This window comes from Rhodococcus sp. BL-253-APC-6A1W (assembly GCF_012843405.1).
In the GTDB taxonomy this organism is placed as follows: domain Bacteria; phylum Actinomycetota; class Actinomycetes; order Mycobacteriales; family Mycobacteriaceae; genus Rhodococcus.
This window is the reverse complement of sequence record NZ_JABAFB010000002.1, coordinates 403,891-426,412: the sequence shown is the minus strand read 5'-3', so window position 1 is coordinate 426,412 and position 22,522 is coordinate 403,891. Positions and strand designations below refer to the sequence as shown.

27 protein-coding genes are annotated in these 22,522 nt (G+C 64.8%); 24 read left to right on the top strand and 3 right to left on the bottom strand.

Annotated elements, in window-relative coordinates; translation table 11 throughout:
- The first annotated feature begins 50 nt into the window (after positions 1 to 50).
- Together HF877_RS04600 and HF877_RS04595 are read left to right on the top strand one after the other, a co-directional pair.
- Positions 51 to 6,098, top strand: a complete 6,048-nt coding sequence (locus HF877_RS04600; RefSeq protein WP_169619978.1) for a non-ribosomal peptide synthetase — start codon at positions 51 to 53, stop codon at positions 6,096 to 6,098.
- 254 nt (positions 6,099 to 6,352) lie between these two features.
- Entirely contained in the window at positions 6,353 to 7,291 is a 939-nt protein-coding gene (locus HF877_RS04595) for an alpha/beta hydrolase family protein (RefSeq protein WP_240952023.1), read from the top strand.
- 80 nt (positions 7,292 to 7,371) lie between these two features.
- Here HF877_RS04595 and HF877_RS04590 read toward each other — a convergent pair whose 3' ends face one another.
- The 3 genes from HF877_RS04590 to HF877_RS04580 form a co-directional block, all read right to left on the bottom strand.
- A complete protein-coding gene (locus HF877_RS04590) occupies positions 7,372 to 8,217 on the bottom strand; it encodes an ABC transporter permease (protein ID WP_169619976.1) in 846 nt (281 codons plus the stop codon).
- A 4-nt stretch (positions 8,218 to 8,221) separates the two neighbouring features.
- A complete protein-coding gene (locus tag HF877_RS04585) occupies positions 8,222 to 8,980 on the bottom strand; it encodes an ABC transporter permease (RefSeq protein ID WP_296551777.1) in 759 nt (252 codons plus the stop codon).
- Positions 8,981 to 9,075: 95 nt separating this feature from the next.
- A complete protein-coding gene (locus HF877_RS04580) occupies positions 9,076 to 10,122 on the bottom strand; it encodes an ATP-binding cassette domain-containing protein (RefSeq protein ID WP_169619974.1) in 1,047 nt (348 codons plus the stop codon).
- A gap of 264 nt (positions 10,123 to 10,386) precedes the next feature.
- Here HF877_RS04580 and HF877_RS04575 point away from each other — a divergent pair, with 264 nt between their 5' ends.
- The 22 genes from HF877_RS04575 (at position 10,387) to rplO (ending at position 22,357) form a co-directional block, all read left to right on the top strand.
- Positions 10,387 to 12,042, top strand: a complete 1,656-nt coding sequence (locus HF877_RS04575; RefSeq protein ID WP_346765058.1) for an amidase — start codon at positions 10,387 to 10,389, stop codon at positions 12,040 to 12,042.
- A gap of 463 nt (positions 12,043 to 12,505) precedes the next feature.
- Complete coding sequence (rpsJ, locus tag HF877_RS04570) at positions 12,506 to 12,811, top strand: 30S ribosomal protein S10 (protein ID WP_003938093.1); 306 nt, start codon at positions 12,506 to 12,508, stop codon at positions 12,809 to 12,811.
- 28 nt (positions 12,812 to 12,839) lie between these two features.
- Positions 12,840 to 13,493, top strand: a complete 654-nt coding sequence (gene rplC / locus HF877_RS04565; protein WP_169619973.1) for a 50S ribosomal protein L3 — start codon at positions 12,840 to 12,842, stop codon at positions 13,491 to 13,493.
- Complete coding sequence (rplD, locus tag HF877_RS04560; protein ID WP_169619972.1) at positions 13,490 to 14,170, top strand: 50S ribosomal protein L4; 681 nt, start codon at positions 13,490 to 13,492, stop codon at positions 14,168 to 14,170. Before rplC ends, rplD begins: the two co-directional genes overlap by 4 nt.
- Entirely contained in the window at positions 14,167 to 14,472 is a 306-nt protein-coding gene (gene rplW / locus HF877_RS04555) for a 50S ribosomal protein L23 (protein WP_072813738.1), read from the top strand. The genes rplD and rplW overlap by 4 nt, the downstream gene beginning before the upstream one ends.
- A 38-nt stretch (positions 14,473 to 14,510) precedes the next feature.
- A complete protein-coding gene (gene rplB, locus HF877_RS04550; RefSeq protein WP_169619971.1) occupies positions 14,511 to 15,344 on the top strand; it encodes a 50S ribosomal protein L2 in 834 nt (277 codons plus the stop codon).
- Between the two features lie 19 nt (positions 15,345 to 15,363).
- Positions 15,364 to 15,645: a 30S ribosomal protein S19 gene (gene rpsS, locus HF877_RS04545; RefSeq protein ID WP_072699610.1), complete on the top strand. Its 282-nt coding sequence runs from the start codon at positions 15,364 to 15,366 to the stop codon at positions 15,643 to 15,645.
- A complete protein-coding gene (gene rplV / locus HF877_RS04540; RefSeq protein ID WP_169619970.1) occupies positions 15,642 to 16,040 on the top strand; it encodes a 50S ribosomal protein L22 in 399 nt (132 codons plus the stop codon). Before rpsS ends, rplV begins: the two co-directional genes overlap by 4 nt.
- On the top strand, positions 16,040 to 16,837 hold the full coding sequence (gene rpsC / locus HF877_RS04535; protein ID WP_072699608.1) for a 30S ribosomal protein S3: 798 nt from the start codon (positions 16,040 to 16,042) through the stop codon (positions 16,835 to 16,837). The genes rplV and rpsC overlap by 1 nt, the downstream gene beginning before the upstream one ends.
- Positions 16,838 to 16,840: 3 nt before the next feature.
- Positions 16,841 to 17,257 carry a 50S ribosomal protein L16 gene (gene rplP, locus HF877_RS04530; protein WP_072699607.1) on the top strand — a complete coding sequence of 139 codons (417 nt, stop codon included), beginning with the start codon at positions 16,841 to 16,843 and terminating at the stop codon, positions 17,255 to 17,257.
- Positions 17,257 to 17,493: a 50S ribosomal protein L29 gene (rpmC, locus tag HF877_RS04525; protein WP_072699606.1), complete on the top strand. Its 237-nt coding sequence runs from the start codon at positions 17,257 to 17,259 to the stop codon at positions 17,491 to 17,493. The genes rplP and rpmC overlap by 1 nt, the downstream gene beginning before the upstream one ends.
- Positions 17,490 to 17,774, top strand: coding sequence for a 30S ribosomal protein S17 (gene rpsQ / locus HF877_RS04520; protein WP_169619969.1), 285 nt, complete (start codon positions 17,490 to 17,492; stop codon positions 17,772 to 17,774). Before rpmC ends, rpsQ begins: the two co-directional genes overlap by 4 nt.
- Positions 17,775 to 18,072: 298 nt before the next feature.
- Entirely contained in the window at positions 18,073 to 18,441 is a 369-nt protein-coding gene (gene rplN, locus HF877_RS04515; RefSeq protein ID WP_072699604.1) for a 50S ribosomal protein L14, read from the top strand.
- Complete coding sequence (gene rplX, locus HF877_RS04510; protein WP_072699603.1) at positions 18,441 to 18,758, top strand: 50S ribosomal protein L24; 318 nt, start codon at positions 18,441 to 18,443, stop codon at positions 18,756 to 18,758. The genes rplN and rplX overlap by 1 nt, the downstream gene beginning before the upstream one ends.
- Position 18,759: 1 nt before the next feature.
- Positions 18,760 to 19,326 carry a 50S ribosomal protein L5 gene (rplE, locus tag HF877_RS04505; protein ID WP_169619968.1) on the top strand — a complete coding sequence of 189 codons (567 nt, stop codon included), beginning with the start codon at positions 18,760 to 18,762 and terminating at the stop codon, positions 19,324 to 19,326.
- A gap of 4 nt (positions 19,327 to 19,330) precedes the next feature.
- On the top strand, positions 19,331 to 19,516 hold the full coding sequence (locus HF877_RS04500; protein WP_006554598.1) for a type Z 30S ribosomal protein S14: 186 nt from the start codon (positions 19,331 to 19,333) through the stop codon (positions 19,514 to 19,516).
- Positions 19,517 to 19,681: 165 nt separating this feature from the next.
- Positions 19,682 to 20,080, top strand: coding sequence for a 30S ribosomal protein S8 (gene rpsH / locus HF877_RS04495; RefSeq protein WP_169619967.1), 399 nt, complete (start codon positions 19,682 to 19,684; stop codon positions 20,078 to 20,080).
- A gap of 14 nt (positions 20,081 to 20,094) precedes the next feature.
- A complete protein-coding gene (gene rplF, locus HF877_RS04490) occupies positions 20,095 to 20,634 on the top strand; it encodes a 50S ribosomal protein L6 (RefSeq protein WP_169619966.1) in 540 nt (179 codons plus the stop codon).
- A gap of 2 nt (positions 20,635 to 20,636) precedes the next feature.
- Complete coding sequence (rplR, locus tag HF877_RS04485; protein ID WP_169619965.1) at positions 20,637 to 21,044, top strand: 50S ribosomal protein L18; 408 nt, start codon at positions 20,637 to 20,639, stop codon at positions 21,042 to 21,044.
- Between the two features lie 31 nt (positions 21,045 to 21,075).
- Positions 21,076 to 21,732 carry a 30S ribosomal protein S5 gene (gene rpsE, locus HF877_RS04480; RefSeq protein ID WP_169619964.1) on the top strand — a complete coding sequence of 219 codons (657 nt, stop codon included), beginning with the start codon at positions 21,076 to 21,078 and terminating at the stop codon, positions 21,730 to 21,732.
- The gene (gene rpmD / locus HF877_RS04475; RefSeq protein WP_006554593.1) at positions 21,732 to 21,911 is read left to right on the top strand and encodes a 50S ribosomal protein L30; all 180 of its coding nucleotides are present in this window, start codon (positions 21,732 to 21,734) and stop codon (positions 21,909 to 21,911) included. The genes rpsE and rpmD overlap by 1 nt, the downstream gene beginning before the upstream one ends.
- A gap of 2 nt (positions 21,912 to 21,913) precedes the next feature.
- A complete protein-coding gene (gene rplO / locus HF877_RS04470) occupies positions 21,914 to 22,357 on the top strand; it encodes a 50S ribosomal protein L15 (RefSeq protein ID WP_169619963.1) in 444 nt (147 codons plus the stop codon).
- The last annotated feature ends 165 nt before the right edge of the window (positions 22,358 to 22,522 follow it).

Below are 22,522 nucleotides of genomic sequence, written 5' to 3'. Positions count from 1 at the left end.
CGACGAGCCTGGAGCTGCCGGGTCTGACGGTGTCGGGGTTGGATGCGCAAGTGCAGACCTCGCAGTTCGACCTGCATCTGGTCGCCGCGGACCGTTACCACGAGGACGGGTCTCCGGCGGGGATCGGTAGCGTGTTGACGTTCGCGACGGATCTGTTCGACAGGTCGACGGTGGCGGGGATCGCGGAGCGGTTCGTGCGAGTGCTCGAGCAGATCGTCGCCGAGCCGGGGCTTCCGGTGGGAGACCTCGATATTCTCGGGGTCGAGGAGCGGAACCTGGTGCTGGAGGAGCACAACCGCACGAGCTGCCCGCTCGGGGCGCCGGTGACGTTGGTGGACTTGTTCGACACTCAGGTACGGCGTGATCCTGCGGCGACCGCGATTGTGTTCGAGGGCTTGTCGCTGTCCTATCAGGAGTTCGATGCTCGGGTGAACCGGCTTGCCCGTCATTTGATTTCGGTGGGGGTTGGGCCGGAATCGACTGTGGCGCTGGCGATGCGGCGGTCGGTCGAGCTGCTGGTGGGTATGTATGCGGTGGCCAAGACCGGTGGTGCGTACGTGCCGCTGGATCCGGACCAGCCGGCCGAGCGCACGCATTACATTGTGTCGGTGGCGGCTCCTGCGGTGGTCTTGACCACCGCGCGTGACGAGTTCGATGTTCCCGAGGGCGTGGGTTCGGGGATCGTCGTCGTTCGGCTCGATACCGCTAGCCTCGATGGGTACTCGGGTTTGCCGGTGAGGGACGTCGATCGGCTTGCGCCGTTGCGGCCGGAGAACACGGCGTATGTCATTTTCACGTCGGGTTCGACCGGTCGGCCCAAGGGTGTGGCGGTGTCCCATGCGGCGATTGTCAACCAAATGCTGTGGATGCGGGACGAATACGATCTCGGGCCCGATGATGCGCTGTTGCTGAAGACCGCTGCGACGTTCGATCTGTCGGTGTGGGAGTTCTGGTCGGCGCTTGTATCCGGTGGCCGTGTCGTTGTTGCGGCGCCGGACGGTCATCGTGATCCGGCGTATCTCAACGATCTTGTCGCGTCGGAGGGTGTGACGACTCTGCATGTGGTGCCGTCGATGCTGACGGCGTTGATGACGGACAGGGACGGTGTTCTGCCGTCTTCTTTGCGCCGGGTGCTCGCTATCGGTGAGGCGTTGCCTGCGTCTACAGCGCAGCGGTTCCTTGCCGGCAATGAGGCCCGGTTGGACAATCTTTACGGTCCGACCGAGGCTGCGGTGTCGGTTACCGATCACACTGTCGAGGTGTCCGATGTGGTGTCTGTGCCGATCGGGTCGCCGCAGTGGAACACCCGGTTGTATGTGCTCGATGCGCGCTTGCAGCCGGTGCCGGTGGGTGTTCCGGGTGAGTTGTATCTTGCGGGTGCGCAGCTTGCTCGTGGGTATTTCGCCCGGCCTGATCTGACGGCGGAGCGGTTTGTGGCGTCGCCGTGGGGTGACGGCGAAAGGTTGTACCGCACGGGTGATCTGGTGGCGTGGACGAGTGACGGTGAGCTCGAGTATTTGGGTCGTACGGATTTCCAGGTGAAGGTTCGTGGTTTCCGGATCGAGCTCGGTGAGATCGAGTCGGCGCTGCGGCGGATGGATGGCATTCGTGATGTGGCTGTGGTTGCTCGTGGCAGCGAGCGTGTGGGTACTCGTGTGGTTGCGTATCTGGTGCCTGGGCCTGATGTGGTCCTCGATACCGGGGAGGTTGCATTCGCGCTGGGCCGAAGTGTGCCGGCTTATATGGTGCCGTCGGCTTTTGTGGTGCTCGAGGGGTTGCCTCTCAACGCTAATGGCAAGCTGGATCGTAGGGCGTTGCCGGATCCGGTGTTCGAGGTCACGGAGTTCCGGGCTCCGGCTACCTCTGCCGAGCAGGTCGTGGCGTCGGTGTTTTCCGAGGTATTGGGCGTCGAGCGGGTCGGGCTCGATGATGATTTCTTCGCTTTGGGTGGTAACTCGCTGATTGCGACCCAGGTGGTCGCGCGCCTGGGTGCGGCACTCGATACTCGGGTGCCGGTGCGCGTGCTGTTCGAGGCGTCCACCGTCGGGGAACTGGCGGTGCGGGTGGAGCAGGTGTCCGGTGGGGGTGCCGGGGTTCCGTTGGTTGCGCGGGTGCGTCCGGCACAGATTCCCCTGTCGTTGGCGCAGCAGCGGATGTGGTTCCTCAACCGGCTGGATCCAGAATCTGCAGTCAACAATATTCCGGTGGCGATCAGGTTGTCGGGCTCGTTGGATGTCGATGCGTTGCAGGCGGCGGTGTCGGATGTGGTCGCGCGACACGAGTCGTTGCGGACGGTGTATCCGGAGATCGACGGGGTCGGATTCCAAGAGGTCCTGCCCGCATCGGACTCGATCGTCGAGGTACGTCCGGAAACTGTCGCGGCCGACGAGGTCCCGGCACGTGTCACGGAGGTTGTGGCTGCCGGTTTCGATGTGACGCAGCAGGTTCCGATCAGGGTGCGGCTGCTGCGAATCACGCCGGAAGAGCATGTGCTGGTGGTCGTGGTCCATCACATCTCCGGCGACGGGTTCTCTATGGCGCCCCTGACCCGGGATGTGGTCGCCGCGTACGTGACACGGGTGGAGGGCAAGGAACCCGCTTGGGCCGAACTCGAGGTGCAGTACGCGGATTACACGTTGTGGCAGCGTGAGGTCCTCGGCGACGAGTCCGATCCGGAGTCGTTGCTCGCGCGGGAAACCGAGTTCTGGCGCACTGCTTTGGCGGACCTGCCGGAGGAGTCGACGTTGCCGTCCGACCGGCCCCGCCCGGCGGTGTCGAGTTACCGGGGTGCCTCGCACGGATTCACGATCGATCGGCGCGTCCGTTCCGATCTAACTGATCTCGCACGCCGCAGTGGTGCAACGGAATTCATGGTCGTGCATGCAGCTCTAGCGGTGCTGCTGTCACGGTTGAGCGCCCAGTCCGATATTGCGATCGGGACGCCCGTCGCGGGTCGTGGTGAGGCTGCGCTCGATGATCTCGTGGGTATGTTCGTCAACACGCTCGTATTGCGGACGTCGGTTGATGGTGGGGTGTCGTTCGGGGACTTCCTCGATGAGGTCCGCCGGGTGGATCTCGATGCGTTCGCGCATGCGGATGTGCCGTTCGAGCGGTTGGTGGAGGTGCTCGATCCTGCGCGTTCGCAGGCGCGTCATCCGCTGTTCCAGGTGATGCTGACTTTCCAGAATTTGGCGGCTGCGGAGCTCGAGCTGCCCGGTCTGAGTGTCTCGGGTGTGGACTTCGATGCGCAGATCGCCAAGTTCGATCTGCAGTTGACGTTGTCGGAGGGGTTTGCGGAGGACGGTTCGCCGGCCGGTTTCCGTGCGGAGTTCACCTATGCCACCGAGCTGTTCGATGCTTCGACGGTGGAGACGTTCGCGGATCGGTTCGTGCGGATCCTCGAGGCGGTGGTGGCCGATCCGGCGCTGCGGGTCGGCGATATCGATTTGCTGGGCGCCGATGAGCGTATTGCGGTGCTCGAGCGGTGGAACGATACGTCGCATCCGGTGCCGGAGTCGACGTTGCTGGACCGGTTCGATGCGCAGGTCCTTTCGAATCCCGACGCGATTGCGGTGGTGTTCGAAGACGAGTCGTTGACGTATGCGCAGTTCGATGCGCGGGTCAATCGGCTTGCGCGGTATCTGATCTCGCGGGGTGTGGGTCCGGAGACGACGGTGGGGCTGGCGGTGCGCCGGTCGTTGGATCTGCTGGTGGGGATGTATGCGATCGTGCGGGCGGGCGGCGCCTATGTGCCGATCGATCCGGATCAGCCTGCCGAGCGGAATGGTTTCATTGTGGAGTCGGTGTCGCCGGTGTTGGTGGTGTCGACGTCGCGGGACGGGTTCGAGCTTCCCGGTTCCGATTCCGGGTCCGGGTCGGTGCCGGTGGTGTCGATCGACACGCTGGATCTTTCGAGCGTTGCGGCCGGTCCGGTGTCCGATGAGGAGCGGATTGCGCCGGTGCGGCCGTCGAATACGGCGTATGTGATTTTCACGTCGGGGTCGACGGGCCGGCCGAAGGGTGTGGCGGTCTCGCATGGGGCGATTGTCAATCGTCTCGAGTGGATGCAGCACGAATACTCGCTCACCCGAGATGATGTGGTGTTGCAGAAGACGCCGTTTACGTTCGATGTGTCGGTGTGGGAGTTTTTCTGGCCGTTGGGTGTGGGTGCGCGGTTGGTGATGGCTGCTCCGGACGGTCATCGGGATCCGGCCTATCTGGCGACGGTGATGGCCGAGCGTTCGGTGTCGGTGGCGCATTTTGTGCCGTCGATGTTGGCGGTGTTCGTAACCGAGGCCGGGGTCTCGGATCTGTCGGGTCTGCGCTACGTGTTTGCTTCGGGTGAGGCGTTGTCGCCGTCGTTGGCGGCGCGGACGCGTGCGATGCTTCCGGATGCTGCTGTGCACAATTTGTATGGTCCGACCGAGGCTGCGGTGGATGTGACGTTCCACGAGGTGTCCGATGCCGATGTGGTGTCGGTGCCGATCGGTGTGCCGGTGTGGAATACGCAGGTGTTTGTGCTCGACGGTCGACTGGCGCCGGTGCCGGTGGGTGTGGCGGGTGAGTTGTATCTGTCGGGTGTGCAGTTGGCTCGGGGGTATGTGGGTCGGCCGGATTTGTCGGCGGAGCGTTTTGTGGCGTCGCCGTTCGGTGTGGGTGAGCGGTTGTATCGCACGGGTGATCTGGTGCGGTGGTCTGCTGATGGGGAGTTGGAGTACATCGGTCGTACCGATTTTCAGGTGAAGTTGCGGGGGTTGCGGATCGAGCTCGGTGAGATCGAGGCGGCGTTGGTGTCGCACGAGTCGATCAGCCAGGCTGCGGTGGTGGTGTCGGCCTCTGATCTCGGGGATCAGCTGGTGGGTTATGTGGTTCCTGTTGCGGGCGAGACTGTGGATCGTGACGAGTTGGCGGGGTTCGTCTCGGGGTTGTTGCCCGCGTATATGGTGCCGTCGGTCTTGATGGTGCTCGATGAGTTGCCGGTGGGTTCGTCGGGCAAGTTGGACCGCAAGGCGTTGCCTTCCCCTACCTTCGAAGCTCGCGAGTTCCGGGCGCCGCAGACAACCGTCGAACAGAGTGTGGCGTCGACGTTTGCGGATGTGTTGGGTCTCGAGCGGGTCGGTCTCGACGACAACTTCTTCGAGCTCGGTGGCAACTCCCTGGTCGCGACGCAGGTCGCCAGCCGGCTGCAGAAGGAGACGGGGGTCGAAGTTCGGGTCCAGTGGTTGTTCACCGACTCCTCGGTAGCTGCACTCGCGCACCGCATCGAAACCGATGCCGGGAGCGAGGAGGACTTCGATCCGCTCACGGACGGCGCCGTACAGGTTCTGCTGCCGTTCCGTACGCACGGTTCCGGAAACCCGTTGTTCTGCATCCATTCGATGTACGGACTCGCGTGGACCTACTCGGGCCTGACCGGATTCGTGGACGATCGGCCCCTGTACGGGATACAGACGCGCGCACTGTCGGACAACGACTACCTTCCCGGAACCATCGCGGAGATGGCGGACGACTATCTCCGGGAGATCAGGACGGCGCAGCCCGAGGGACCGTACAACCTGATGGGATGGTCGCTCGGAGGAGTGGTGGCACACGAAGTCGCCGTGAAGTTGCAGAAGCAGGGCGAGTTCGTGGAAAGCCTCGTGATGCTGGACAGCCACTGGGATCTCGAGGCAGCGGAGTTCCGCCGTGCCATTCGCGCCAACCTCGCACAGATCGGCGTGATGCTCGAGGACTCGGACGATGTGGCTGCCCTGTCCGACGAACACATCCGAAGACTCTGGGACACGATGGCACAGGACGTGACTGCGCTCAGCGCGCTCACCCTCGAGCGTTTCCGCAACTTGTACCGAAGCGCCGTCCGATCGGGACAACTGATCGCATCGCATCTCCCGGGAACGTTCGACGGTGACATCCTGTATTTCAGTGCAGCCAACCATCCGCCCGCCCGGCACGGAGCGGCGAAGCGGTGGGCTCACCTCGTGACCGGACATGTCACCGATGTACCGATCGACTTCAGCCACGACGACATGACCTCGACGGAGGCGCTCGCGGAGATCGGCCCCGTGCTCGACCACTACCTCAAACGGAATGTGGTGTAACAAGTTGCCGCTGGAATGCGACGCATGTAACTGTACGTAGGCTGCGATCGGGTACGTTCCGTTCGTACTCGCCTCGGACGAGGCGCCGTTGATGTCGACCACGCTGTCCAACCCGAAAAAGGTGAAAGAACCGTATGAAGCATCCGAGACGAGGATCCGGACGACTTCGCGTCCTGACTGCAGGCGCAGCATGCGCGTTGTTCTCTTCCGCTCTGCTGGTCTCCCCGGCAGCGGCTGATCCGGTCGCGGACACCCTGCAGCCGCTCGAGTCGGTGACGAGCGAGAACGGATCGCACATCAGCCGCATCGAAAAGTACGACGAGCAGCAGTTGCTGGTCTACGTTTACTCGGCCTCGATGGACAAGGAAATCCTGCTCGACGTATGGCGTCCGGCAGACATCAGTGAACCGCGCCCCACGCTGTACCTGCTCAACGGTGCCGGTGGCGGAGAAGACAGCGCGACGTGGCGTTACCGTACCGACGCCATCGACTTCTTCAAGGACAAGAATCTCAACGTCGTCTCGCCGGTCGGTGGTAAGTGGAGCTACTACACCGACTGGAATCAGGAGGACCCGGCCCTCGGCGTGAACAAATGGGAGACCTTCCTGACCAAGGAGGTTCCTCCGCTGATCGATGCGGCGCTGGGAACCAACGGTGTGAACGCGATCGCCGGTTTGTCCTCATCGGGTACCTCGGTGCTCCAGCTCGCGATCGCGGGCGGGGGTCTCTACAAGGGTGTGGCCGCCTACAGCGGATGTGCGCAGACCTCCGATCCGATCGGGCAGGAGTTCGTCAAGATCACCACCGAGGTGTGGGGCGGGGGCGACACTCGCAATATGTGGGGTGAAACCGACGATCCGACCTGGGTGGAGAAGGACCCGTACGTCAACGCCGAGAAACTTCGGGGTCTCGAGCTCTATATCTCCAACGGCAACGGACTGCCCGGACAGTACGACACCCTCTACGGCCCGGAGATCGACGGCAAGGTGGAGATTCTCGCCAATCAGGTGGTCGTGGGCGGTGTCATCGAAGCCGCGACGAATTACTGCACTCACAATCTTCGCGACCGGCTCGACGAGCTGGACATCCCCGCGACCTACAACTTCCGTGACTCCGGCACTCATTCGTGGAAGTACTGGCAGGACGACCTGAAGGATTCGTGGCCTGTGCTGCAGAAGGCCCTCGGCATCTGACATCGGCTGTGAACGCGTGAAGCCTCTCCCACCTGTGGGAGAGGCTTCACTGCTTTCTGCCGCCTGGACTGCCCGGTTCGTCAGCCGTTCTGCGCCGCGCGCCGGTACCCTCTGATCGCCGGAACGAGGAACACCGCCACGGTTCCGAGCGACCACGCAAGCGTTTTCACGAACGGTTCGGCCACCGGCCCGCCGATCGCCAGCGCGCGCATCGTGTCGATTGCGCACGACATCGGCTGGTTGGCCACGATCGGCTGGAGCCAGGTCGGGTAGGCCATCACCGGCACGAATCCCGAGTTGAAGAACATGAGCATCGTGCAGACGATCGACACCAGTTCCACCAGGGGAATTCGTCCGGGAACGGTTGCCAGCACCGTCACCATCATCGCGAAGCCGATACCGAAGATCAGCGGCACCACGAAAAGCAGGACGGAAGCGCCGAGGCCCTGGGTGAACCGGAAACCCATCACCATCCCCGCGGCGACGATCACGAGCGAGGTCACGAAGACTCGTATCGTCTCTGCCATGAGGCGGCCCACGAGGCCGGCCGAACGATGGATCGGCAGGGTGTAGAAGCGTCCCAGCAGTCCGGAGTCGCGCTCGGCGCGCAGCCCGACCGCGCTCACCACCGACCCGAACATCGCGCCCACCAGCACGATCATGGGAACGGTACCGAAGATCGACGATTGCCCGGTCGCGGCGGTGATGCTGTCCCCGAGCACGATCCGGAACATCACCAGCGTCAGCGCCGGGTAGATCAACGCCTGGATCAGAGTTACCGGATCGCGCGCCCACCGCAGCAGGAGGCGCCCGCACTGCAACCGGCTGTGCTCCCACAACGCGGGGAGAGAGTTCTCGTCCCGCGCATGGTCGGCTGCCGGGTACACAACCGTGCCGTTCGGGCGTGATTCGACGGTGTCGCTCATCCGCTCACCCCCTCCTCGTCGTGGCCCAGAGAGCTGCCGGAAGACAGACCACAGCGAGCCCGATCATCCAGAACGCACTCGGCCTGAAGACTTCCCATGTCACGCCGTCCTGCGCCATGTCGCGCATCGCGAAGGAGAACTGCGAGATGGGCTGGTTGCGGACGAACGGCCTGATCCATTCGGGAAAGCCGCTCTCGGGCACGAATCCGCACGAGAGCATCCCGAGGATCAGTTGTGGGAGTGTCAGCGCCTGAGACGTCGCCTCCGGGCTCTTGGACAGGCTTCCGATCGCGTCGGCGCCCAGGCACAGCAGAACACTGATGGCGAGTGCGGTCGCGCAGAACAAGGCCGCCTGGCCGAATCCCGCCGAGAACCGGAAACCGATCGCATAGCCGAATCCGATGGCCGCAATCAGCGACACGATCGACCGGACCGTCCCGGCCGCCAATCTGGCCAGCATCGGTATCCCAGCCACCACCGGCATCGTCTGCATTCGTGTCGTCAGTCCGGTCGATGCCTCCGACGCAGCAAGCTGAGCCGCGGAGATCGCGGTGAACGCCATGGACTGCAACACGATGATCGGCATCAGGAACTGCGCGTAGTCGATGCCCTGGAGCTGCATCACGAACTTGAGAGGTAGGTAGAACCCGAGTCCGAAGACGACCGGCGCTATCACCGCGACCACGAGTTCGCCGTTGCGCGCCATCGTCCGCAGCGCGCGCGTGGTCAGCACCCACCATTGCTTCGAGGCGGCGGGCGCGATCCGGCGATGGTCTCCTCCGGGGCTGTCGCCCGAACCCGGAGTGGACGAGCCGGTCGACGGAGGGTCGGGGAGCGGCGCCCGATCGGTGCGTGTCGTCACGGTAGTTCCCCCGCCACCGCCGCCTCCGGTCGTTCTCCGGCGGACGGGTCCGCTGGCGACTCACCCGGTACGGGCGTCGCGGTGTGTCCGGTGAGACGCAGGAACACATCGTCGAGCGACGGCCTCCGAAGCCCGATATCTGCGAGGTCCACGTCGAGCGGTTCGAGGCGCCGAAGAGCCTCGGTGAGGGTCGCGGCGCCGTCGGGTGCCGGGATCGAGATCCTGTCCTCGTCTCCTTCGGTCCCGAGGGGGAACGCCGCGCGAGCGTCCGGCGGCACCATGTCACCGAGCGCCTGCGCGATGGCCGGGAGGGCGCGGGGCTCGACCGGCACGATCTCGCAGAAGCTGCCTCCTGCCGATGCCTTGAGCTGGTTGGCTGTGCCCTCGGCGATGACGGTGCCCTTGTCGATCACGATGATGTTGTCGCTCAGTACATCCGCCTCTTCGAGGTACTGGGTCGTCAGGAGCACCGTGATCCCCTGGTCCTTGAGCGCCGACACCAGCGCCCACACGCCCTGCCGGCTCCGCGGATCGAGTCCCGTGGTCGGCTCGTCGAGAAAGACCACCTCCGGGCGGACCACCAGTCCGCAGGCGATGTCGACGCGGCGTCGCATGCCGCCGGAGTAGCCTTTCACCGGGCGGCGAGCGGCTTCGACCAGATCGAACTGGCGGAGGAGGTCGTCGGCGCGCCGCTTCGCCGATGCGTTGTCGAGACCCATCAGCCGGCCGAAGAGCACGAGGTTCTCCCGGCCCGTGAGCGTGTCGTCGAGCGCCGCGAACTGGCCGGTCATCATGATGGATCGGCGCACCGCCGCAGCGTCGGTGACGACGTCGTGTCCCGCAACGACCGCTCGCCCGGAAGTGGGGCGCAACAACGTCGACAGGACCTTGACCATCGTGGTCTTTCCGGCTCCGTTGGGTCCCAGAATGGCGAGGACACGCCCCGCAGCGGCAGTGAAACCGATCCCGTCGAGGGCCTCGACATCGCCGAAAGACTTGTGCACGTCCTCCACGAGGACTGCCTGATCATGACTGTTCAGCATCACACTCCACCGTCGAACTCGGTCCCGCCCTGCATCGGGACTTCGTCTTCCCGCCGGCGGCGGTGCCGCCGACCATGACGGATGCGCTGCCGTCGAGAGGCGATGTTACCGGCGTCACTGCAACGAGGCGGGTCCAATGGTGTATCGGCGGGCCTCTGGCAACGGATGGTGGGAGGAATCGAGCCGCCGCGCCGTTTTCGAGACAAGATCACAACGGGACACCCCCGACCGGCGAATCCGGCCGATCCGTGGTCTTCTGGGGGCGTGGCAGTCCCAGTAACGCGTCGGCAGTTGATCGGGGGAGCGGCGGGCGGACTGGTCGCCTGGGGTTCGGTCTCGGCCGCTACCTCTCGGGCAGCTCGGCACAGACTGCCGGAGCCGGAGACGGTCACCGCCGGCGATCCGGCGCTGATGAGCGCCGTGGACGCCGCTGCACTTCTGCGCGCCGGCCTGTTGCATCCCCGCGAGTTGCTCGAGTCGTGCCTCAGCCGCACCCGCGCCTTCGACGGTGACGTCGGTGCCTGGGTGCGGCTCTATCCCGAACTCGCGTACGAGGCGGCCGATGCGGCGGGGGAGCGTCTCGCCCGCGCGCGACGCGAGCAGACGCACATCTCCCCGTTGTGCGGGCTGCCGATCGCGCTCAAGGACATCTTCGCGGTATCCGGTCTGCCGTTGACCGCGTCGAGCCGGGTGCTCGAGGGCAACATCGCAGCCGGTCACTCGGGGGTGTGGCGGAGGCTCGACGCGGCCGGCGCGGTACTCATGGGTCACACGCACACCGACGAGTTCGCGATGGGGGTCACGACCCCACAGGTCGGCAACCCCTGGAACACGAGATTCTCGCCCGGGGGCTCTTCGGGAGGCAGTGCAGCCGCTCTCGCGGCGCGCTTCGTGCCCCTCGCTCTGGGCAGTGACACCGGAGGCTCGGCACGACTGCCCGCCAGTGCCTGCGGAGTCTCGTCGATCAAACCCACCTACGGGGCGATCACGTCGTACGGCATGATCCCGCTCACCTGGACCCGAGACCATGTCGGGCCGATGGCGCGCAGTCTCGGAGACGCGGCCCTGCTCATGTCCGTGCTCGCGGGATCGGACGCCGACGATCCGATCACGTCCCTCGGGCGCCCGGTTCCGGAGGGCGGATACCCGCTCGCTGCTCGCGGCGGAGCGGCGCCTCTCTCCGGAATCAGGATCGGGGTACCGGTCGATTCCCGTCCCGCACCCGTGGCCGCGGTGCAGCGGGTCGTCGACGGATTCCTCGACGTCGTACGTTCGCTCGGCGCTGTGACCGTGCCGGTGACCATGCCGCCTCTGCCGTCGTCGCTCGCGACGGGCGATCAGGTGGAGATGGGCTCCTACCATCAGCAGTTCGCAGATCGGCTCGGGCTGTACCGGCCGGACAAGGCGGTGCTGGTGTCCGCGGCCGTCGCGTCGCTGGGGGTGCCCGTCGGTGACTACTTCCAGTTCGAACGCGACCGGCTTCGCTACCAATCGGAGTACAACCGGATGTTCGCCGATCAGGATCTCGATGCCATTGCGGTGGCGGGGTCGGCGGTCGACGGTGCGCGTCGCGACGAGTTCCTCGGCGTCAGCGTCACGGCGGGTGTGGTGGGCGACGTGCGGTGGGCGAACTACGCGGGCGCGCCCGTGGTGACGCTTCCGGCGGGGCGGTCGGGGGACACGGGGATGCCGGTGGGGGTGCAACTCGGCGCGCGCCCCTGGCAGGATGCCGAACTCATCGCGCTCGGCCTGGAAGTGCAAGCAGCACTGCCGGTTTGGCGTGACGAACCGGTACTCGTACCGGCGATCGCTCGTGTTCCCGAGGTGGGGAGGGTGCAGCCGGGGCGAGGGCCCGATCCCACCAACACCGTCGGCGCGGCGGCGCCGTTGCGCACGCCCGCGATGAATCCGGTGGGGTAGCCGGCACCGGTTGCCGGGTGAGCGAGACCACGAAGGGCGCCGAGTTGAACTCTCGCGTGGACTCCTGCATACTGGTCGGGTTGCCTTGACCGGGCCATGGGTTGTTTCGCGGCTCGGATCGGGAAATCGTGACAGTCGCTGATCGGCCCGAGGGTTGGTTGCGGCCACAATGCAAGACGGAAGCAGTACCAGCGTGCGCTCGTATGAGTGCATTCGGTCCCGTTCTTTGCGGTGTCGAAGCCCAGAGCTTCGTCGCCGGGGAATGAGCGACTGGGCGACACGCCCGACCGCGTGGACCGGAGAACAATGACAGATGAACAGCGGCAGCGGATCGGGTGACCCCGGCTCGCAATGTGTATTCCAGTGCTGTTCTCTGTCGCCGTTCCCCTGGGGAACTGTGCAGACGAGGTGGTTCCCGGCTTGATCGGGTGCTACGAAACGCGGCAAGAAAAGGACACTAAGCGTGGCGGGACAGAAGATCCGCATCAGGCTCAAGGCCTATGACCACGAGGCGATCGACGCATCTGCGCGCAAGATCGTCGAGACGGTCACCCGTACGGGTGCCCGCGTGGTCGGCCCGGTGCCGTTGCCTACAGAAAAGAACGTGTACTGCGTCATTCGTTCGCCGCACAAGTACAAGGACTCGCGCGAGCACTTCGAGATGCGTACCCACAAGCGGCTGATCGACATCCTCGACCCGACGCCGAAGACTGTCGACGCGCTCATGCGCATCGACCTTCCGGCGAGCGTCGATGTCAACATTCAGTGAGCTTCGGAAGACGCAGCGGAGATAACACATGACTAACCAGATCAAGGGAATCCTGGGCACCAAGCTCGGCATGACCCAGGTCTTCGACGAGAACAACCGGGTCGTTCCGGTGACCGTCGTCAAGGCCGGACCGAACGTGGTCACGCAGGTTCGCACCGAGGAGCGCGACGGTTACAACGCCGTGCAGCTCGCGTTCGGTGCCATCGCGCCTCGCAAGGTCAACAAGCCCGTCCGCGGCCAGTTCGACAAGGCCGGCGTGACCCCGCGCCGCCACCTCGTCGAGCTTCGCGTCGAGGACACCTCGGACTACGAGGTCGGCCAGGAGCTCACCGCAGAGGTTTTCGAGGACGGCGCATTCGTCGACGTCACCGGCACCTCCAAGGGCAAGGGCTTCGCCGGCACCATGAAGCGTCACGGCTTCGCGGGCCAGGGTGCCTCGCACGGTGCGCAGGCTGTGCACCGTCGTCCGGGTTCCATCGGTGGCTGCGCCACCCCGGGCCGCGTGTTCAAGGGCACGCGCATGTCCGGCCGGATGGGCTCCGACCGCATCACGACGCAGAACCTCTCGGTCCACAAGGTGGATGCCGAGAACGGTCTGCTCCTGATCAAGGGCGCGATCCCCGGCCGTAAGGGCGGCCTCGTGATCGTCAAGACTGCAGTGAAGGGTGGTGCACGGGCATGAGCACCGAGACCGCAACCAAGCTGACACTGGACGTCAAGGCGCCCGGTGGCCAGTCCAACGGCACCGTCGATCTCCCCTCGGAGATCTTCGACGCTCCCGCGAACATCGCGTTGCTGCACCAGGTCGTCGTCGCACAGCTTGCGGCGGCTCGCCAGGGCACGCACTCCACGAAGACTCGTGGCGAGGTCCGCGGCGGCGGCAAGAAGCCGTACCGCCAGAAGGGCACCGGCCGCGCCCGCCAGGGTTCGACCCGTGCACCGCAGTTCGTCGGTGGCGGCGTCGTCCACGGCCCGCAGCCGCGCGACTACTCGCAGCGCACCCCCAAGAAGATGAAGGCTGCCGCTCTCCGCGGTGCCCTCTCCGACCGGGCACGCAACGAGCGCATCCACGTGATCACCGAACTCGTCGCGGGTCAGACCCCGTCGACGAAGAGTGCTCGCACGTTCCTCGGCGAAATCAGCGACCGCAAGAAGGTCCTGCTCGTCGTCGGCCGTGAAGACGTGGCGGCGTGGAAGTCGGTGCAGAACCTTCCGAACGTCCACGCGCTCGCGCCGGATCAGCTGAACACCTACGACGTGCTCTACAGCGACGACGTCGTGTTCAGCGTCGAAGCGCTGAACGCGTTCATCCACGGCCCGGCAGAGTCCGGCCAGGAATTCAAGGAGGAGACCAAGTGAGCACGATCGCCGATCCGCGCGACATCCTGCTGGCTCCCGTCATCTCCGAGAAGTCCTATGGACTGATGGAAGACGGCACGTACACCTTCCTGGTTCACCCGGACTCGAACAAGACGCAGATCAAGATTGCCGTCGAGAAGGTCTTCGGCGTCAAGGTGACCAGCGTCAACACCGCGAACCGTCAGGGCAAGCGCAAGCGGACCCGCTCCGGTTACGGCAAGCGCAAGGACACCAAGCGCGCGCTCGTGACCCTGGCCGCCGACAGCAAGCCCATCGAGATCTTCGGAGGCCCGGTCGCGTAGCGATCGGAACTCTCGAGAGATAGAGGACGAGAAGACTCATGGCAATCCGTAAGTACAAGCCGACTACGCCGGGCCGTCGTGGCGCCAGCGTGTCGGACTTCGCCGAGATCACTCGGTCGACGCCCGAAAAGTCGCTGGTTCGCCCGCTTCACGGTCGTGGTGGACGTAATGCGCACGGTCGCATCACCACCCGGCACAAGGGTGGCGGCCACAAGCGCGCCTACCGCCTGATCGATTTCCGTCGCAACGACAAGGACGGAATCCCGGCGAAGGTCGCTCACATCGAGTACGACCCCAACCGCACCGCTCGCATCGCGCTGCTCCACTACGTGGACGGCGAGAAGCGCTACATCATCGCCCCCAAGGGCCTGATGCAGGGTGCTCCGGTCGAGTCCGGCCCCACGGCCGACATCAAGCCGGGTAACAACCTGCCGCTGCGCAACATCCCGACCGGTACCACCATCCACGCAGTCGAGCTGCGTCCGGGTGGCGGCGCCAAGATGGCACGTTCCGCCGGCGCGAGCATCCAGCTCCTCGGTAAGGAAGGCACCTACGCCACGCTGCGTATGCCGTCCGGTGAAATCCGTCGCGTCGACGTGCGCTGCCGCGCCACCGTCGGCGAGGTCGGCAACGCCGAGCAGTCGAACATCAACTGGGGTAAGGCCGGCCGTATGCGGTGGAAGGGCAAGCGCCCGACCGTCCGTGGTGTCGTGATGAACCCGGTCGACCACCCGCACGGTGGTGGCGAGGGCAAGACCTCGGGTGGTCGCCACCCGGTCAGCCCCTGGGGTAAGCCGGAAGGCCGTACCCGCAAGAACAAGGCGTCCGACAAGCTCATCGTCCGTCGCCGCCGTACCGGTAAAAAGCGCTAGTCAAGGAGGGAGTTAGAGAATGCCACGCAGCCTCAAGAAGGGCCCGTTCGTCGACGACCACCTCCTGGCGAAGGTCGACGTCCAGAACGAGAAGGGCACCAAGCAGGTCATCAAGACCTGGTCGCGCCGTTCCACGATTCTGCCGGACTTCATCGGTCACACGTTTGCCGTCCATGACGGACGCAAGCACGTGCCGGTGTTCATCTCGGATTCGATGGTCGGCCACAAGCTCGGTGAATTCGCACCGACCCGTACGTTCAAGGGCCACATCAAGGACGACCGGAAGAGCAAGCGTCGATGAGCACTGAAACCACAACCAACAGCGCTCGGGCTGTTGCGCGCCACGTGCGCGTAACCCCGATGAAGGCGCGCCGCGTCGTCGACATCGTTCGCGGTAAGTCCGTCGAGGAAGCCCTCGCAATCCTCAAGTTCGCGCCGCAGGCCGCGGCCGAGCCGGTCGCCAAGGTGATCGCCTCTGCTGCTGCGAACGCGCAGAACAATTACAACCTCGACCCCAGCACGCTCGTCGTCGCGACGGCGTATGTGGACGAGGGTGCGACCCTGAAGCGGTTCCAGCCGCGTGCCCAGGGCCGTGCGTTCCGAATCCGCAAGCGGTCGAGCCACATCACCGTGATCGTGGAAAGCGTCGCATCTCGGTCGGGTTCGACTCGCAACCGCCGGAAGGGAGCTCAGTAGTGGGCCAGAAGATCAACCCGCACGGCTTCCGTCTGGGCATCACCACCGACTGGAAGTCGCGTTGGTACGCAGACAAGCAGTACGCGGAATACGTCAAGGAAGACGTCGCGATCCGTAAGTTCCTGGCCTCCGGCCTCGAGCGTGCAGGCATCGCGAAGGTCGAAATCGAGCGCACCCGTGACCGTGTGCGTGTGGACATCCACACCGCACGCCCGGGCATCGTCATCGGTCGCCGCGGCGCCGAGGCCGATCGCATTCGCGCCGAGCTCGAGAAGCTGACCGGTAAGCAGGTTCAGCTGAACATCCTCGAGGTCAAGAACTCGGAGTCCGAGGCTCAGCTGGTGGCGCAGGGCGTCGCCGAGCAGCTCTCGAACCGTGTTGCCTTCCGTCGGGCGATGCGCAAGGCCATTCAGTCGGCCATGCGTCAGCCCAACGTCAAGGGCATCCGCGTGCAGTGCTCGGGCCGCCTCGGTGGCGCCGAGATGTCGCGCTCGGAGTTCTACCGTGAGGGTCGGGTTCCGCTGCACACGCTGCGTGCGGACATCGACTACGGCCTGTACGAGGCCAAGACCACCTTCGGTCGTATCGGCGTGAAGGTCTGGATCTACAAGGGCGACATCGTTGGTGGCCGTCGTGAGCTCGCTGCTGCTGCAGCTGCTCCCGCCGACCGTCCGCGTCGTGAGCGTCCCAGCCGCCCGCGTCGTTCCGGCGCGTCGGGCACCACGGCGACGAGCACCGACGCCGGCCGCGCAGCCTCGGCCGACGCCCCCGCTTCGACTGAGAACAAGGAGGGCTGACGCATGTTGATCCCACGGCGGGTCAAACACCGCAAGCAGCACCATCCGAGCCGTACGGGTGCCGCCAAGGGCGGAACCCAGGTGACCTTCGGTGAGTGGGGCATCCAGGCTCTCGAGCCGGCCTACATCACCAACCGGCAGATCGAGTCCGCTCGTATCGCCATGACCCGGCACATCAAGCGTGGCGGCAAGATCTGGATCAACATCTTCCCGGATCGCCCCCTCACGAAGAAGCCGGCCGAAACCCGCATGGGTTCCGGTAAGGGTTCCCCCGAGTGGTGGGTCGCGAACGTCAAGCCCGGTCGGGTCCTGTTCGAGATGAGCTACCCGAACGAGGAGATTGCTCGCGAGGCCCTGCGTCGCGCGATGCACAAGCTCCCCTGCAAGTGCCGCATCGTGACGAGGGAGGAGCAGTTCTGATGGCTACCGGTACCCCCGCCGCGGAACTCCGCGAGCTGAGCGACGCAGAGCTGGCCGACAAGGTCCGTGAGTTCAAGGAAGAGCTGTTCAACCTGCGCTTCCAGATGGCCACCGGACAGTTGGACAACAACCGTCGGCTGCGTGTCGTTCGCAACGAGATCGCACGTATCTACACGGTGCTGCGCGAGCGTGAGCTCGGACTGGCCACCGGCCCGAACACGGGTGATGTGGCATGAGTGAGGAAAAGACAGTGAGCACAAACGAAGACCGCGCGAGCCGCAAGGTTCGCATCGGCTATGTCGTCTCGGACAAGATGGAAAAGACCATCGTTGTCGAGCTCGAGGATCGTGTGAAGCACCCGCTGTACGGCAAGATCATCCGCCGTACCACCCGGGTGAAGGCACACGACGAGAACAGCCTCGCCGGCGTCGGCGACCGCGTGCAGCTGATGGAGACCCGTCCGCTGTCCGCGTCGAAGCGGTGGCGTCTGGTCGAGGTGCTCGAGAAGGCCAAGTAGGCTTCCGGCATCGTCGGTGAAGTACCTCGACAGCACCCCCGGCACCCGATCACTCGGGTGGTGGGGGTGCTGTTCTTCGCCGTAGTGACGTACGGAACGGGCCGGCACAGCCGGACCCGGGGCATGGGACCGAGCACACGGTTCGCTAATTTGCCCTGGGTACGGTATATGGCCTACTCTGGACGGGTTGCTCACGGGACCCGTGCGCCCAGCGTATGTGCGCCGCGAGCAAACGACGACCGCGTACGTCCAGGTCGGAAATCTGACGTACATACCAATCCAGGTCAAGGAGAAGTAAGTGATCCAGCAGGAGTCGCGACTGCGCGTCGCCGACAACACGGGTGCCAAGGAGATTCTCTGCATCCGCGTTCTCGGTGGCTCGTCCCGTCGCTACGCCGGTATCGGTGACATCATCGTCGGCACCGTCAAGGAGGCGATCCCCGGCGGCAACGTCAAGCGTGGTGAGGTCGTCAAGGCCGTTATCGTGCGCACCACCAAGGAGCGCCGCCGGCCGGACGGCTCGTACATCAAGTTCGACGAGAACGCTGCCGTCCTCATCAAGGGCGACAACGATCCTCGCGGAACCCGCATCTTCGGACCCGTCGGTCGCGAGCTTCGCGACAAGCGCTTCATGAAGATCGTCTCGCTTGCTCCGGAGGTGCTGTGATGAAGGTGCACAAGGGCGACACCGTTCTCGTCATCTCGGGTAAGGACAAGGGCGCCAAGGGCAAGGTCATCGAGGCCTACCCGAAGCAGAACCGTGTCCTCGTCGAGGGCGTGAACCGCATCAAGAAGCACACCGCAGTCTCGGCCAACGAGCGTGGTGCCTCCACCGGCGGCATCGTCACGCAAGAGGCCCCGATCCACGTTTCCAACGTTGCGGTCATCGACTCGGACGGCAACGCCACGCGCGTGGGCTACCGCGTCGACGAGGAGACCGGCAAGCGCGTTCGGATTTCCCGGAAGAACGGGAAGGACATCTGACATGACCACCACTGAGACCAAGACCATGCCGCGCCTGAAGGTGCGGTACCGCGAGGAGATCCGCGACGCGCTGCAGTCGGAATACGGCTACGCGAACGTCATGCAGATCCCCGGCGTCGTGAAGGTCGTCGTCAACATGGGTGTCGGCGACGCCGCCCGCGACGCGAAGCTGATCAACGGCGCGGTCAACGACCTCGCACTGATCACCGGCCAGAAGCCCGAGATCCGCAAGGCACGTAAGTCCATCGCACAGTTCAAGCTGCGCGAAGGCATGCCGATCGGTGCCCGCGTCACGCTTCGTGGCGACCGCATGTGGGAGTTCCTGGACCGTCTCGTGTCCATCGCGCTGCCCCGTATCCGGGACTTCCGCGGCCTCAACGGCAACCAGTTCGACGGAAACGGCAACTACACGTTCGGCCTGAACGAGCAGTCGATGTTCCACGAGATCGACGTGGACAAGATCGATCGCCCGCGCGGCATGGACATCACCGTCGTCACGACCGCCACCAACAACGAAGAAGGCCGTGCCCTGCTCAAGCACCTCGGCTTCCCGTTCAAGGAGAACTGAGCCCATGGCTAAGAAGGCACTGGTCAACAAGGCCAACAAGAAGCCGAAGTTCGCGGTGCGCGCCTACACCCGCTGCCAGCGCTGCGGGCGCCCGCACTCGGTCTTCCGCAAGTTCGGACTCTGCCGCATCTGCCTTCGCGAGATGGCACACCGCGGTGAGCTTCCGGGAGTTCACAAGAGCTCCTGGTGACGTGAACGGTGGGCGGAGCGCCGACGGCCTCCGCCCACCGCCACGCTGTCATGGGTTCGCGGCACCGCCGCGAACCCGCATCGAAACCGAGTTCGATGTAGGCCCACGGCCGGGATATCCCGGTGTTGCATGGGAACCGCACCGAGAAAGGTGTACAGGTCAGCCATGACCATGACCGACCCCATCGCAGACTTCTTGACGCGTCTGCGTAACGCCAATACGGCGTACCACGACGAGGTCAAGCTCCCGTCCTCGAAGATCAAGGTGAACATCGCCGAGATCCTCAAGCGCGAGGGCTACATCTCCGACTACCGCACCGAGGACGCCGAGGTGGGCACGACCCTCATCGTCGACCTCAAGTACGGCCCTTCCCGTGAGCGCAGCCTTGCAGGCGTGCGCCGCGTGTCGAAGCCCGGCCTGCGCGTGTACGCGAAATCCACCAACCTGCCCAAGGTCCTGGGCGGCCTCGGCGTGGCGATTATCTCCACGTCTTCCGGCCTGCTCACCGATCGCCAGGCGGCCAAGCAGAAGGTGGGCGGGGAAGTCCTCGCCTACGTCTGGTAAGGGAGGCCACCACAATGTCGCGAATCGGAAAACTCCCCGTAGTCGTCCCCTCGGGTGTCGAGGTGAACATCGATGGCCAGGCCGTCGCAGTGAAGGGCCCCAAGGGCAACCTCTCGCTGACGGTCGCCGAGCCCATCGTCGTCACCAAGGGTGATGACGGAGCAATCAACGTCACGCGTCCGAACGACGAGCGTCGCAGCCGTGCGCTGCACGGTCTGTCCCGGACCCTGGTGCAGAACCTCATCGTCGGCGTGACCGAGGGCTACACCACGAAGATGGAAATCTTCGGTGTCGGCTACCGCGTGGCCCTCAAGGGTAAGGACCTCGAGTTCTCCCTGGGCTACAGCCACCCGGTGCTGATCGAAGCGCCCGAGGGCATCACGTTTGCCGTCGAGACCCCGACGAAGTTCTCGATCACGGGGATCGACAAGCAGAAGGTCGGCCAGATCGCTGCCAACATCCGCCGGCTGCGCAAGTCCGACCCGTACAAGGGCAAGGGCATCCGCTACGAGGGTGAACAGGTCCGTCGCAAGGTCGGAAAGACGGGTAAGTGATCATGAGCCAGACCGAGAACCAGAAGGCAAAGCGCATTCCGCGCGGCAAGGACGTGTCCACCACGCGTCGCCTCTCGAAGACGCGTCGTCACTTCCGCCTCCGCAAGAAGATCTCCGGCACCACCGAGCGTCCGCGTCTCGTCGTGAACCGGTCGTCGCGTCACATGCATGTGCAGTTGATCGACGACCTGACGGGTACGACCCTCGCCGCAGCTTCGACCATCGAACCCGATGTGCGTGCTGTCGAGGGCGACAAGAAGGCTCGTGGCGCGAAGGTCGGTCAGCTGATCGCCGAGCGCGCCAAGGCTGCCGGCGTGGAGGCCGTGGTCTTCGACCGCGGTGGCCACACCTACAGCGGCCGCATCGCGGCCCTCGCGGACGCGGCTCGCGAAAGCGGGTTGAAGTTCTGATGATGACTTTTTCGAACGGAAGGAACGCCTGATGCCGGGACGTCAGCGGCGTGACGGCGGCAGCGGCCCTGCCGGCCAGAACCCCAACAGCAGCAGCAGCGGTGACAACCGCGGCGGTCGTGACCGCCGTGACCGCGACTCGCGTGGCGGCAACGCTGCCGAGAAGTCGAACTACATCGAGCGTGTCGTCTCGATCAACCGTGTGTCGAAGGTCGTCAAGGGCGGCCGTCGCTTCAGCTTCACCGCTCTGGTGATCGTGGGCGACGGTAACGGCTTGGTCGGCGTCGGCTACGGCAAGGCCAAGGAAGTTCCCGCGGCCATCCAGAAGGGCGTCGAAGAGGCTCGCAAGGGCTTCTTCCGCGTGCCGATGATCGCCACCACCATCACTCACCCGGTTCAGGGTGAGGCCGCAGCAGGCATCGTCATGCTGCGTCCGGCTTCGCCGGGTACCGGTGTTATCGCCGGTGGCGCGGTGCGTGCCGTGCTGGAGTGCGCGGGCATCTCCGACATCCTGTCGAAGTCCCTGGGCTCCGACAACGCCATCAATGTGGTGCACGCGACGGTTGCGGCTCTCAAGAGCCTGCAGCGTCCGGAAGAGGTTGCGGCTCGCCGTGGTCTCTCCCTCGAGGAAGTTGCCCCCGCCGGCATGCTTCGCGCCCGTGCACAGGCTGCTGGGAGCGTGAAGTAATGGCAGAGCTGAAGATCACCCAGATCAAGAGCACCATCGGCGCCAAGTCGAATCAGCGGGACAGCCTGCGCACCCTCGGTCTGCGGAAGATCCGTCAGTCCGTCGTCCGCGAGGACAATGCGCAGAACCGTGGCTTGATCAACGTGGTGCGTCACCTCGTGACCGTTGAGGAGGTCTGAAAATGACCATCAAGCTGCATCACCTGCGCCCGGCTCCGGGCGCGAAGACCGAAAAGACCCGCGTCGGACGTGGCGAGGGTTCCAAGGGCAAGACCGCTGGTCGCGGTACGAAGGGTACGAAGGCACGTAAGAACGTGTCGGCAGCCTTCGAAGGTGGCCAGATGCCGATTCACATGCGTCTCCCGAAGCTCAAGGGCTTCAAGAACGCATTCCGCACCGAGTACCAGATCGTCAATGTCGGCGACATCGCACGGGTGTTCCCCGAGGGTGGCCAGATCGGCATCGACGAGCTCGTCTCGAACGGACTGGTCCGCAAGAACCAGCTCGTGAAGGTGCTCGGCGAGGGCGAGCTGTCGGTGGCCGTGCAGGTCACCGCCAACAAGTTCTCGGGCTCCGCCAAGGAAAAGATCGCCGCTGCCGGCGGCACCACGACCGAACTGGTCTGACCTGTTCGATCATGTGAGCCAAGGCTCGCGAACGGCCGCGTTGCAGAACCCTGCATCGCGGCCGTTCGTGCTTTCACCGAGTTGAAGTACGCTACCGGCGTACTCGCCCGCTGAGGGCACACTGTTAGAGTTTTAGAGTTGTCTACTTTTCCGACGGGTCCGAAG